This is a genomic window from Actinospica robiniae DSM 44927 (assembly GCF_000504285.1).
GTDB classification, from domain to species: Bacteria; Actinomycetota; Actinomycetes; order Streptomycetales; family Catenulisporaceae; genus Actinospica; species Actinospica robiniae.
The window spans coordinates 7,688,873-7,701,397 of sequence record NZ_KI632511.1 but is presented as its reverse complement, the minus strand read 5'-3'; the positions used below and the strand labels follow the sequence as shown (position 1 = coordinate 7,701,397).

Annotated in this window: 11 protein-coding genes; 2 read left to right on the top strand and 9 right to left on the bottom strand. The window is 72.3% G+C overall.

What is annotated here, in order from left to right:
- Positions 1-13 precede the first annotated feature (13 nt).
- The 3 genes from ACTRO_RS33190 to metH form a co-directional block, all read right to left on the bottom strand.
- Complete coding sequence (locus ACTRO_RS33190) at positions 14-853, bottom strand: DMT family transporter (protein ID WP_034269575.1); 840 nt, start codon at positions 851-853, stop codon at positions 14-16.
- 105 nt (positions 854-958) lie between these two features.
- Positions 959-1,606, bottom strand: coding sequence for an HAD family hydrolase (locus ACTRO_RS33185; protein ID WP_051451755.1), 648 nt, complete (start codon positions 1,604-1,606; stop codon positions 959-961).
- Positions 1,607-1,617: 11 nt separating this feature from the next.
- The gene (gene metH / locus ACTRO_RS33180) at positions 1,618-5,100 is read right to left on the bottom strand and encodes a methionine synthase (RefSeq protein WP_034269572.1); all 3,483 of its coding nucleotides are present in this window, start codon (positions 5,098-5,100) and stop codon (positions 1,618-1,620) included.
- Positions 5,101-5,294: 194 nt separating this feature from the next.
- Between metH and ACTRO_RS33175 the strand changes: the two genes are divergently transcribed.
- On the top strand, positions 5,295-6,221 hold the full coding sequence (locus tag ACTRO_RS33175; protein WP_051451754.1) for a PAC2 family protein: 927 nt from the start codon (positions 5,295-5,297) through the stop codon (positions 6,219-6,221).
- A gap of 16 nt (positions 6,222-6,237) precedes the next feature.
- On the opposite strand, the gene ACTRO_RS33170 is transcribed toward ACTRO_RS33175, so the two are convergent.
- A complete protein-coding gene (locus tag ACTRO_RS33170; RefSeq protein ID WP_034269569.1) occupies positions 6,238-6,843 on the bottom strand; it encodes a hypothetical protein in 606 nt (201 codons plus the stop codon).
- Between the two features lie 160 nt (positions 6,844-7,003).
- Between ACTRO_RS33170 and ACTRO_RS33165 the strand changes: the two genes are divergently transcribed.
- A complete protein-coding gene (locus ACTRO_RS33165; RefSeq protein WP_034269566.1) occupies positions 7,004-7,648 on the top strand; it encodes a hypothetical protein in 645 nt (214 codons plus the stop codon).
- Between the two features lie 56 nt (positions 7,649-7,704).
- Here the strand turns inward: ACTRO_RS33165 and ACTRO_RS33160 are convergent, their stop codons facing one another.
- The 5 genes from ACTRO_RS33160 to ACTRO_RS33140 all read right to left on the bottom strand — a co-directional run bounded on the left by ACTRO_RS33160 (position 7,705) and on the right by ACTRO_RS33140 (position 12,477).
- On the bottom strand, positions 7,705-8,913 hold the full coding sequence (locus ACTRO_RS33160) for a globin domain-containing protein (RefSeq protein WP_034269563.1): 1,209 nt from the start codon (positions 8,911-8,913) through the stop codon (positions 7,705-7,707).
- 234 nt (positions 8,914-9,147) lie between these two features.
- Positions 9,148-9,591, bottom strand: coding sequence for an Rrf2 family transcriptional regulator (locus ACTRO_RS33155; RefSeq protein ID WP_034269561.1), 444 nt, complete (start codon positions 9,589-9,591; stop codon positions 9,148-9,150).
- 97 nt (positions 9,592-9,688) lie between these two features.
- Positions 9,689-10,936 (bottom strand): cysteine--1-D-myo-inosityl 2-amino-2-deoxy-alpha-D-glucopyranoside ligase, encoded by a 1,248-nt coding sequence (gene mshC / locus ACTRO_RS33150; protein WP_034269559.1) that lies wholly within the window; start codon positions 10,934-10,936, stop codon positions 9,689-9,691.
- Positions 10,937-11,071: 135 nt separating this feature from the next.
- Positions 11,072-11,908: an SCO1664 family protein gene (locus tag ACTRO_RS33145; protein WP_245594567.1), complete on the bottom strand. Its 837-nt coding sequence runs from the start codon at positions 11,906-11,908 to the stop codon at positions 11,072-11,074.
- Entirely contained in the window at positions 11,905-12,477 is a 573-nt protein-coding gene (locus tag ACTRO_RS33140; protein ID WP_034269555.1) for a DUF3090 family protein, read from the bottom strand. Before ACTRO_RS33140 ends, ACTRO_RS33145 begins: the two co-directional genes overlap by 4 nt.
- Between the last annotated feature and the right edge of the window lie 48 nt (positions 12,478-12,525).

Below are 12,525 nucleotides of genomic sequence, written 5' to 3'. Positions count from 1 at the left end.
GGCTGAGGCCGCGTCACCGGGCGATGAGCACGATGCCGAGGACGACGCCGGCCGAGGCGGCCATCCGGATGCGGCCGAAACCCTCCTTGAGCACCAGCGCGCCGATGCCCGCGCCGATCAGGATGCTGGTTTCACGCAGCGTGGCCACCTCGGCCAGGCCGCCGCGGGTCTGCGCCCACAGCACCAGCGTGTAGGCGGTCATGGCGACGAGGCCGCCGGTGAGCCCGCGCGCGGTGTCCTCGCGCAGGGACGGCAGGAGCCTGCTTCGGCGGATGGCCGTGACGCCGATCAGCACGAATATCGCGGAGAGCAGGAAGGTCCAGCAGGAGTATCCCAGGACGCTGCCGGACCTGCGCACGGCCACGCCGTCGACCACGGTGTAGCTCGCGATCACCAGGCCGGTGCCGACGGCCGCGCAGACGGCGGGCAGGTCGGCCCGGGTGGGTATGCCGTCGGAGAAGGCCAGGGCGAGCAGGCCCGCGCTGACCACGCCGATGCCGGCGGCTTCGGGCACTGACATCGGCTGGCCGACCACGAACGTGGCCACCAGCGCGACCACCAGCGGCGAGGTGCCGCGGGCCAGCGGGTACATCCGGCCGAAGTCGCCGAGCCGGTAGGCGAGGACGAGGCCGAAGTTGTACAGCCCCTGGAGCAGGCCGGAGGCGAGGATCCAGGGCCAGACCGCGTGCGCCGGGGGGCGCAGGAACGGCAGCAGCAGCACGGAGGCGCCGCCGGAGGCCACCGCGATCAGCGCGATGGCGGTGAGCCGGTCCCTGGCCGTGTGCGCGAGCGCGTTCCAGAACGCGTGCAGCACCGCGGAACCGAGCACCACCGCCACCACCGTCGTCGACACGGTCGCAGCGTAGCGCTGAGCGCGCCGCCTGTCCGCAACTTGTCTATACAAGTTGCGGACAGTGTCCCTCACCGCGAATTCGCTGCGGAAATCCGGATCGGGACCCTAGAGCGCGGCCAGGAAGGCGAGGTCGACCCCTTCCAGGGTGGCCGCCCTGGTCACCCGGGGATGGTGCGCGATGACCGTGTCGGCGTGCGGCACGGACAGCACCCGGCAGCCGGCCGCGACGCCCGAGGCCGTGCCGATCGGCGAGTCCTCGATCACCACGCACTCCTCCGGCGCCACCCCGAGCAGCCGGGCCGCGAGCAGGTAGGGCTCCGGGTCCGGCTTGGAGCGGACCACGTCGTTGCCGGAGACGGTGTGCCGGAAGAAGTCCGCGCCGATGCCGCCGAGGCAGGCGTCGACGATGCTGCGGGGCGAGGCGGAGACCAGCGCCGTGGGCACGCCGGCCGCGGCCAGCTCCACCAGCAGCTCCTTCGCGCCGGGCAGCAGCTCCGCCCCCTGCGACAGGATCGGCACCATGGCCGCCTCGATCCGGCTGCTCAGCTCCTGCCAGGTCAGCGGCAGGCCGCTGACGCCGAGCAGGTACTTGCAGGCGACCTCGTTCGGCTGCCCGAGCACGTACGGCCAGTGCTCCGGGCCGAGCTCGTAGCCGAGCTCGGCCAGCAGCGCCACCTCGGTCTCGAACCACACAGGCTCGGAGTCGATCAGGGTGCCGTCCATGTCGAACAGCACGGCGGTCGGCTCAGGCATGGGTGTTCCGATCAGGCATTGAAATACTTCGCTTCCGGGTGGTGGACGACGATGGCGTCGGTGGACTGCTCGGGGTGCAGCTGGAACTCCTCGGACAGCTCGACGCCGATCCGGTGCGCCTCGAGCAGGTCCACGATCTTGGCCCGGTCCTCGAGGTCCGGGCAGGCCCCGTAGCCGAGCGAGAAGCGGGCGCCGCGGTATTCGAGCTTGAGCATGCCGTCGATCGTCGCCGGGTCCTGCGACTTGAAGCCGAGCTCGGCGCGCACCCGCGCGTGCCAGTACTCCGCGAGCGCCTCGGTCAGCTGCACGGACAGGCCGTGCAGCTCCATGTACTCGCGATAGGCGTTGGCCTCGAACAGCTTCGCCGTCTCCTGCGCGATCCGCGGGCCCACCGTGACCAGCTGGAAGCCGACCACGTCGGGGCCGTCGGGGCTCTCGGCCGGACGGAAGAAGTCGGACAGGCACAGGTGCCGGTCCCGGCGCTGGCGCGGGAAGGTGAAGCGGGTCCGCTCGCCGCCGGCCTCGTCCAGCACGATCAGGTCGTCGCCCTTGGACACGGCCGGGAAGAAGCCGTAGACCACGGCCGCCTCGAGCAGGTTCTCGGTGTGCAGCCGGTCCAGCCACATCCGCAGCCGCGGCCGTCCCTCGGTCTCCACCAGCTCCTCGTACGAGGGCCCGTCGCCGCCGCGGGAGGCCCGCAGGCCCCACTGGCCGAGGAAGGTGGCGCGCTCGTCGAGCCAGGACGCGTAATCGTTGAGCTGGATGCCGCGGATCACGCGGTTGCCCCAGAACGGCGGCGTCGGGATCGGGTTGTCCACGGCGACGTCCGAGCGGGCCGGCATCTCGTCCGGCTCGGTCACCTGCAGCCGTGCGCCGGCCCCGGCCACCCGCCGCTCCCGGCGGGCCGGGAGCGCGGCGCCGGGCGCGCCGGTCTTGATCGCGGCGACCGCGTCCATCAGCCGCAGGCCCTCGAACGCGTCGCGGGCGTAGCGCACCTCGCCCTGGTACACCTCGGCGAGGTCCTGCTCGACGTACGCCCTGGTCAACGCGGCGCCGCCGAGCAGCACGGGCCAGCGCGCGGCCACCCCGCGGGCGTTCATCTCCTGGAGGTTCTCCTTCATCACCACCGTGGACTTCACCAGCAGGCCGGACATGCCGATGGCGTCCGCCTTGTGCTCCTCGGCGGCGTCCAGGATCGCCTGGATCGGCTGCTTGATACCGATGTTGACGACGGTGTAGCCGTTGTTCGTCAGGATGATGTCGACCAGGTTCTTGCCGATGTCGTGCACATCGCCCTTGACCGTGGCCAGCACGATCGTGGCCTTGCCGGAGGAGTCGGTCTTCTCCATGTGCGGCTCGAGGTGGGCCACCGCCGCCTTCATCACCTCGGCCGACTGGAGCACGAACGGCAGCTGCATCTGGCCGGAGCCGAACAGCTCGCCGACCGTCTTCATACCCTTGAGCAGCACCTCGTTGACGATCTCCAGCGCCGGGCGGGCATCGAGCGCCTCGTCGAGGTCCGCCTCGAGGCCCTGGCGCTCGCCGTCCACGATGCGCGCCTGCAGCCGCTCCTCGAGCGGCATCGCGGCCAGCTCCTGGGCGCGGGTCTCCTTGGACGAGGCGGCCGAGACGCCCTGGAACAGGTCCAGCAGGTGCGAGAGCGGGTCGTAGCCCTCGGCACGCCGGTCGTAGATCAGGTCGAGCGCGGCGTCGCGCTGCTCCTGCGGGATCCGGTTGATCGGCAGGATCTTCGAGGCGTGCACGATCGCGGAGTCCAGCCCGGCCTCGCTGCACTCGTGCAGGAAGACCGAGTTGAGCGCCTGGCGGGCCGCCGGGTTCAGGCCGAAGGAGATGTTCGACAGGCCGAGCGTGGTCTGCACGTCCGGGTGCCGGCGCTTGAGCTCGCGGATGGCCTCGATCGTCTCCAGGCCGTCGCGGCGGGACTCCTCCAGGCCGCTGCCGATGGTGAAGGTCAGGCAGTCGACCAGGATCGCCGACTCGGGCACGCCCCAGTTGCCGGTGATGTCCTCGATCAGGCGCTCGGCGATCTCCACCTTCTTCTCGGCGGTGCGCGCCTGGCCCTGCTCGTCGATGGTCAGCGCCACGACGCCGGCGCCGTGCTCGGCCGCGAGCCGCATGATCTTGGCGAAGCGCGAGTCCGGCCCGTCGCCGTCCTCGTAGTTCACCGAGTTGAGCACGGCCCGGCCGCCGAGGCACTCGAGCCCGGCCTGCAGCACCGGGGGCTCGGTGGAGTCGAGCACGATCGGCAGGGTGGAGGCCGTGGCGAAGCGCCCGGCCAGTTCGGTCATGTCGGCCACGCCGTCGCGGCCGACGTAGTCCACGCACAGGTCCAGCAGGTGCGCGCCGTCGCGGATCTGGCCGCGGGCGATCTCCACGCAGGCGTCCCAGTCCTCGGCGATCATCGCCTCGCGGAAGGCCTTGGAGCCGTTGGCGTTGGTGCGCTCGCCGATCGCCAGGTAGGAGGCGTCCTGGCGGAAGGGCACCGACTGGTAGAGCGAGGCGGCGGCCGGCTCGGGCCGCGGCTCGCGGGCGGGCGGGACGGAGCCGTGCACGCGCTCGACCAGCTGGCGCAGGTGCTCGGGCGTGGTGCCGCAGCAGCCGCCGACCAGGTTCACCCCGTAGTCCGCGATGAACTGCGCCTGCGCGTCGGTGAACTCCTCCGGCGTCAGCGGGTAGTAGGAGCCGTCCTTGGTGAGCACCGGCAGACCCGCGTTCGGCATGCAGGACAGGCCGATCTGCGCGTACTTGGCCAGGTGCCGCAGGTGCTCGCCGTACTGGCCGGGGCCGGTGGCGCAGTTGAGGCCGATCACGTCGATGCCGAGCGGCTCGAGCGAGGTGAGCGCGGCGCCGATCTCGGAGCCGAGCAGCATCACGCCGGTCGTCTCGACCGTCACCGAGACGATCAGCGGCAGGTCCACCCCGGCGGCGGCCATCGCGCGCTTGGCGCCGATGACGGCGGCCTTGGCCTGCAGCAGGTCCTGGCTGGTCTCCACCAGCACGGCGTCCACGCCGCCGGCGATCATGCCCTCGACCTGCGCCTGGTAGCCGTCGCGGACCGCGGCGAAGGGGATGTGGCGCAGCGAGGGCAGCTTCGTGCCGCCGCCGGCCGAGCCGAGCACCCAGCGCGGCCGTTCCGGCGTGGCGAAGGAGTCGGCGGACTCCCGGGCGATGCGGACCGCGGCCTCGGCGAGCTCGAAGATCCGGCCCTCGAGCCCGTACTCGCCGAGCGCGGTCCGGTTGGTGCCGAAGGTGTTGGTCTCGACGCAGTCGATCCCGGCGGCGAAGTAGGCGTCGTGGATCGAGCGGACCACGTCGGGCCGCGAGACGTTGAGGATCTCGTTGCAGCCCTCGTGTCCCTGGAAGTCGTCGAGGGTCAGCTCGACCTGCTGGAGCATGGAGCCCATGGCTCCGTCGGCGATCACGACGCGCTCGGTGAGCGCCTGTCGGAGCGATGCGGCGCGGCTGCTGCTCATCACTGGCCCTTCGATCGGCAGGGAACTGGGGAAACCCGCTTACGCTCTAAGCGTACCGATCGGCGACGACACGCCGGTCCGGTGTCCACAGGGCGTAGGCTGGGCATGCGCTTAGTTGCCACACACGTCGCCCCGTTTGGAGTAATGGCGGGTGGCGAGGTGGCGGGACCGAAGACGACTACGAGGAGGCACGGTTGATCGAGCTCGAGGAACTGCCCGAGCTGGTCGACCCGGTGATGATCGCGGCCTTCGAGGGCTGGAACGACGCCGCGGACGCGGCCTCGAACGCCGTGCGCCATCTGGCCGAGGTACTCGACGCCGACCTGTTCGGCGCGATGGACGCCGAGGATTATTACGACTTCCAGGTCAACCGGCCGACCCTGGCGCTGACCGAGGACGGCGAGCGCGAGCTGGTCTGGCCCACCACCCGGTTCTCGGTGGCGCGGGTTCCGGCCGCGACCCATCCCGAGTCGCCGGAGCAGGGTCCGGCGGTGCGCGACGTGGTGCTGGTGCACGGCATCGAGCCGAACATGCGCTGGCAGTCCTTCGCCGAAGAGCTCTTCGACCTGGCCCGGGATCTCGGGGTGACCACGGTGGTGGTGCTCGGGGCGCTGCTCGCGGACGTGCCGCACACCCGGCCGGTGCCGGTCTCCGGCTCCTCCGGGGACCCGGACCTGTGCGCGGCGCACGGCCTGGAGCAGCCGACCTACCAGGGGCCGACCGGGATCAACGGGGTGCTGCAGGAGATGGCCCGGCAGGAGGAGATCCCGATGGCCTCGTTCTGGGCCGCGGTGCCGCACTACGTGGCCCAGGCGCCCTGCCCGAAGGCCACCCTGGCGCTGATCCGCCGGCTCGAGGACGTGCTGGACCTGACCATCCCGGTGGGCGATCTGCCGCAGGAGGCGCAGGACTGGGAGAACGGGGTGGACGAGCTGGCCGGCGAGGACAGCGAGGTCGCCGAGTACGTGCGCAGCCTCGAGGAGGCGAAGGACACCGCGGAGCTGCCCGAGGCCAGCGGCGAGGCGATCGCGCTGGAGTTCGAGCGCTACCTGCGCCGGCACGAGCGACGCAGGCGCGGCGGTGGCGTGGCCGGCGAAGACGGCCCCACGACGGGGAACTGACGGCGCGTCGGAAGCCTCACTCGAACAGCTCGCGGCGGCACGCGCCGGTGAAGAACTCGTCGTCGGCCAATAGCGCCGCGGTGACGACGAGGCCGACCACGGTGCCGGTCGGGGTCTCGGTGCGACAGCGGTGCAGAACACGCTGCTTGCGCGAGGCCACCTCGACGATCCGCACGGCGCGGTTGGCCGGCAGGCGGGCGCGAAGCTCCTGCATCGGGCTGAGGCCGACGTTGCCCGGCGCGTCCCCGTGCAACCGGGAGCGGGAGAGCTGCCGCCCGTGGTCCCACTCACAGAATGCGGGCCAGAGCGGCACGCACCACGCACGCAGCTCGGGCAGATCGTGCAACGAGGCGAACTCGGGTTCGTCCATTCCGGGCGGCTGACGGAACTCGACCGGGTCCGAGCCGATGTCGGGCGGTGCGAGCAGCTCGGCCGCATACCGTTCGCGCAGCTCCTCCCACTGTTCCTGCAACGACGGGTCCCACGCCGCGGGGCGGCTGAGCACGGCCGGGGGAAGCAGATCTTCAGGACTGGTCTCCGCGTGCATGAAATACAGCCACTGCCAGGTCATCCGGTTGCTCACCAGCACTGATCTGGCATCCATGCCGCCCACGCCGCGCATACCGATTCCCTACGAAGAAGAACACTGATATCCTCGTTCAGGCTAACGGGGAACGCCGGTGGTGTCGACGGGGAGAACTCGCACATCGCACCCGGGTCGGTACCGCCTTGCCTCCAAGCCGAGCAAGGGTCCTGACGGTCTCATCCCAGGGGAGCAGACGATGCCGCACAGACACACCTTCCATCCGCTCAAGACCGGCGGCGTGCTGGCCGCCGCGACCGCGCTGGCGGTCGTCGCCGGGCCCGCTTCCAGCGCGCAGGCCGCGACCGGCTCCGCCGCCGGAAGCGCCACTACGGCGGCGGTCCGCCAGGTGACGACCTACCGGATCACGGCGCCCGCCCACGTCATCGGGTTCGATTCCGCCGTCGCCAAAGCGCACGGGTACGTCATCAAGAAGGACGCGAACGGCCGGGAGTACTCGGTGAAGGCCTCGGCCGCCGGGCTCTCGTCCTCCGCCGCGTCCGCCGTGCTCCCCGCCGAGACGAAGGACGGCAACTGCGGAGACTCCTTCCTGGAGTACACCGCCATGGGGAGCAAGCAGGCCACCGTCCACACCGGCTTCAACCTGATCGGTTCCACCGCCTACTACTACGACTGGGACGTCGCGGTCACCGACTCGGCGGGCACCGGCACCAAGGAGTTCTACGGCTACCTCGACTCGGACTGGTCGTGGTCCACGATGTGGCTGACCGTGCACTCGGTCACCGGCTACTCGTACGCGCGGGTGGTGAACGGGTACGCCTATCAGTACGACGGCGCCATCTGCTACTCGGAACTGCCGTCGGCTGAGATCACGCTCAAGTAATCACTGACGGCGTGCCGGCCGACCTCGCGTCAGCCGGCACGCCCTCGTGGCTCCGGTCAGTTGCCGAGCCAGAGGTCGGGGCCGAAGACCTCGTAGTGGATGGACTCGGCGGGCACTCCGCGCTCGATCAGGCCGGCCCGGACGGCGCGCATGAAGGGCAGCGGGCCGCAGAGGTAGGCGGTGACGCCTTCGGGCACGTCGATCGCGGCGAGGTCGGCGCGGCCGAGTTCGGCGCCCTCGGGCAGGCCGTCGGGGGCGGTTTCGTACCAGAGGCGCAGGTCGGCGCCGGGGAGGGCGGCGACGAGGCGACGCTGGTCGGCTTCGTGCGCGTGGTCGGCCGGGGTGCGGTCGGCGTGCAGCACGGTGACGGCGCGGGCCGAGCCGGTCTCGGCCAGGTGGTAGAGCATCGCCAGCATCGGGGTGACGCCGATCCCGGCGGAGGCCAGTAGCACCGGGCCGTCGCCCTCGGCCAGCACCAGGTCGCCGCCGGGGACGGAGACGGTGAGCAGGTCGCCGGGGCGGGCGTGCGCGTGCAGGTGCGCGGAGACCTCGCCGGCGGGAGCGGCGGCCTCGGCCGGCACCCGCTTGACCGTGATCCGCCAGTCATCCCGCCCTGGCGCGGCCGAGAGGCTGTACTGGCGGATCTGGCGGGCGCCGTCGGGCAGCGGGATCTGGACGCTGATGTACTGGCCGGGGCGGAACGGGCCGGCCGGCGCGCCGTCGGGACGGCGCAGCACGAGCGTGATCGCGTCCGGCGTCTGCTCCAGCCGCTCGGCGATCTCCATGCTCTGCCAGACCTCGCCCTCGGCGACGCCGGCGCTCTGGTAGAGCCCGGCCTCGAGCCCGATCAGGGTCTCGGCCATCAGCCAGTAGACCTCGTCCCAGGCGGCGGCGACCTCGGGGGTGACGGCCGCGCCGAGCACCTCGCCGATGGCGGCGAACAGGTGCCGGTGCACGATCTTGTACTGCTCGGCGGAGATGCCGAGGGAGACGTGCTTGTGCGCGATCCGCGAGAGCATCGCCGCCGGCGGCGTCTCCGGGTTGTTCACCAGCGCCGCCGCGAAGCCGGCCACCGCTCCGGCCAGCGCCCGGCGCTGCTCGCCGTTGGCCTGGTTGCCCCGGTTGAACAGGTCGGTGAGCAGGTCCGGGTGGGCCTCGAACAGCTTCCGGTAGAACAGGTCGGTGATGGTCTCCACGGCCGCGCCGACGGCGGGCAGGGTGGCCCGGATGACCGGGGCGGACTGTTCGGAGAGCGTGAGAGCCATGAGGCGCTCCTTAGGTGGATACAGGTTCTAAATTGGTATAACGCTTGCGTATTTAAGCGGGCGAGCCTCCGCCTGCGGGCAGCGGGGATCGTCCGCGCACGGGCGGTCGGGGGCGGGATCGACGGTGATCGGGAGTCACGGCGCCGTCGTCGTCGACGGCCGCACGGTCATCAGGGCGCGCGCGGGGCGCTTCGCCGCGCCGGTGCGGTGAAGTGACGGCGCGTCAGGGCCGGATCAGGCGGACCGGCGTGTTCCGCCCAGGCCCACCAGGGCGGGACCGGTGGGCGAGGCCACCAGGTCGGCCACGGTGATCCGGTCGAGTTCGGCGTAGAAGGCCCGCTGCGCCTCGCGCAGCGCGCCGCGCAGCCGGCAGGCGGCCCGCAGCGGACACGGCGGGTCGCCTTCGCAGGCCACCACTTCCTCGTCCCCTTCGAGCTGCCGGACCAGCCAGCCCACGGTCGCCTGGCGGCCGAGGGCGGTGAGCTCGAGCCCGCCGCCGCGGCCGCGCCGGGTGCGCACGACGCCCAGGTGCTGCAGCCTGCTGATCGCCTTGGCCATGTGCGTGTAGGGCACGTCCATGACCTCGGAGACCTCGCGCGTGGTCAACGCGTCCTGCGACGCCACGGCGAGGCGCATCACGGCCCGCAGCGACAAGTCGGTGAACTTCGTCAACCTCACGCGATGACGCTATCAAACTGGTATTTGAGATGCGTATTCAGGGGGGTGGTTTCCGGCGCCACGGCGGACGGGCCGCGGCGCCGGGTGCCGGAGAGCGTCAGAGCGCGACGCCGAGCAGGGCGTCCACCGCGCGCGCGGCCAGCCCCGGCGCGCCGCTGTCGAAGGCCTCGCCGACCGGGGCGGCGAGCGCGGACTCGGCCCAGACGTCCATCGCGGCCAGCGCGCCGGGCGCGTCGAGATCGTCGGCGAGGCGCTCGCGCAGCTGCTCGAGCAGGGCGTCGGCGGACGGCGCGTCCGGCCGGCTCACCGCGCGGCGCCAGCGCTCGAGCCGGGCCTCGGCCCGCTCGAGGTCCTGCCCGGTCCACTCCCAGTCGTTGCGGTAGTGGTGGGCGAGCAGCGCCAGCCGGATCGCCATCGGGTCGTGCCCGGCCGCGCGCAGCTTGGAGACGAACACCAGGTTGCCGCGCGACTTCGACATCTTCTCGCCGTCCAGCCCGACCATCCCGGCGTGCACGTAGGTGTGCGCGAAGGGCCGCTCGCCGGTGACGACCTGGGCCTCGGCCGCGCCCATCTCGTGGTGCGGGAAGGCCAGGTCGCTGCCGCCGCCCTGCACGTCGATGCCGCTGCCGAGGTACTCGAGGGCGATCGCGGCGCACTCGATGTGCCAGCCGGGCCGGCCCTCCCCCAGCGGCGTGGCCCAGGACGGCTCGCCGGGCCGCTTGGCCTGCCAGAGCAGGCAGTCGAGCGGGTGGCGCTTGCCCGGGCGGTCCGGGTCGCCGCCGCGCTCGCCGAAGATCTTCTCGCGCAGACCCGGCTCGAGCCCCGAGACCGCGCCGAAGTCGGGCTCGGCGTGCACGTCGAAGTACACGTCATCGTCCACCCGGTAGGCCGCGCCGGACTCGAGCAGCCGCTGCACCAGCGCCACCACCAGCGGGATCGACTCGACGGCGCCGATGTAGCGGTACGGCGGCAGGATCCGCAGCGCCGTCATGTCCTCGCGGAACAGCGCCGTCTCGCGCATCGCGAGCACCTGCCAGTCGTCCTGGTCGCGCTCGGCCCGCTCGAGCAGCGGATCGTCGACGTCGGTGACGTTCTGCACGTAACGCACGTCGTACCCGGCGTCCAGCCAGGCCCGCTGGACCAGGTCGAAGGCCAGGTAGGTGGCGGCGTGGCCGAGGTGGGTGGCGTCGTACGGGGTGATGCCGCACACGTAGATCCTGGCCGGGCCGTCCTCGGCGGGACGGGCCGGGGTCGCGGCGAGCGCGCCGGTGGAGGTGTCGTGCAGGCGCGGCAGGTGCCCGAAACCGGGCAGTTTCGGCAGGTGGGAAGTAGGCCAGGCATCCATGGTCATCACCCTAACGGCTGGGCGCCCGCCGCACGTACCGAGGCGGACGGGCGGGGCATGGCGCGGCCGGGCGCGGATCGGCGGGGCAACCGCGGATCGGCACGGCTGCCGCCGCACGGCGCGGAGCCGGACGGATCAGATCGGCGGCCAGGGCACCGGGCGCATCCGGCCGTCCGGGCCCGGCAGCACGCCCTCGGCGAGCAGCTGGTCGATGCGCTCGCGGAAGGCCTCGAGCTCACCCGGCGAGAGCAGCGCGGCCAGCTGCCCGGCGAGGCCGGCGTCCTCGCGCAGTCGGCCGAGTTCGCCCCGCTCCTGCTCCGAGAGCGGCTCGTCGGCGAAGCCCCACAGCAGCGTGCGCAGCTTGTCCTCGGCGTGGAAGGTCAGGCCGTGGTCGATGCCCAGGACCCGGCCGTCCGGCAGCGGCAGCAGGTGGCCGCCCTTGCGGTCGGCGTTGTTGACGATCGCGTCGAACAGGGCGATCCGCCGCAGCTCGGGCCCGCCGTGGTGGGCGAGCAGGCCGTCGGAGCCGTCGGACAGCTGCACGGCCAGGATCGGGCACCACTGGCGCGTGACGTCCGTGGGCGGATCGGTCAGCACGGTGACCGCGGCGGACAGGTCCGTCTCCTCGATCCACTGCTGGCACATGCCGCGGCCGAACGGGCCGTCGCGCTCGACCGTGCGCGGCACCAGGTGCCAGCCGGCCGCCTCGCTCACCGCGTACGCGGCCAGCTCGCGCGCGGCCAGGGTGCCGTCCGGGAAGTCGTGCAGCGGCCGTTCCCCGGCCACCGGCTTGTAGACGCAGGGGAAGCCGACGCCGTCGAGCTCGACCCGGCAGTAGAGGGTGGCGTTCGACGCCTCGGTGAGCCGGCCCTCGACCGTCAGCTCGCCCTCGCGCAGCACGCGTTCGACGTCCACGGTCGCCACCTCGTCGGCTGATCCGGTCGGTGCGCCCGGCCCGGCGGTCTCGTTCACGCAGCCCTGCGCCGGTAGCCGTTCTGGCGCGGACAGACGTGGCCCTCCGGGTCCAGCGGCAGGCCGCACAGCGGGCAGGGCGGGCGGCCGGCCGCGACCACGGCGCCGGCCCGGGCGGCGAAGGCGCGGGCCTGGCCGCCGGTGATGTAGACCCGCAGCGCGTCCGGGGCCTCGGCGAACAGATCGTCGGAGAGCGGCTCGGCGGCGTCCTCCACGTCGGTGACGGCGCCGGCCTCGATCACGATCCGGGCGTGCGACTCGTCCCAGGCCAGGGCCAGCGAGCCGACCCGGAACTCCTCCAGGATCGGCTGCTCGAGCGGGGCGGTGTCGGACAGGCCGGCCGGGACCGAGTCCGGGATGCCGGCGACCGGGCCGGTGCGCCGCACGATCTCGTCGAGCAGCTCGCCCAGCCGGGTGGCCAGCAGCGCCACCTGCTCCTTCTCCATGGCGACCGAGGTCACCCGGGAGCCGGCGCGGGCCTGGAGATAGAACGTGCGGCTGCCGGGTTCGCCCACCGTGCCGGCCACGAAGCGTTCCGGCGGGTCGTATACGAACAGCTGTCGGGGCACCGCCGTCCGCCTCCTGACTCGAATGCGTGGTCAGCCGCGCGAGCGGCC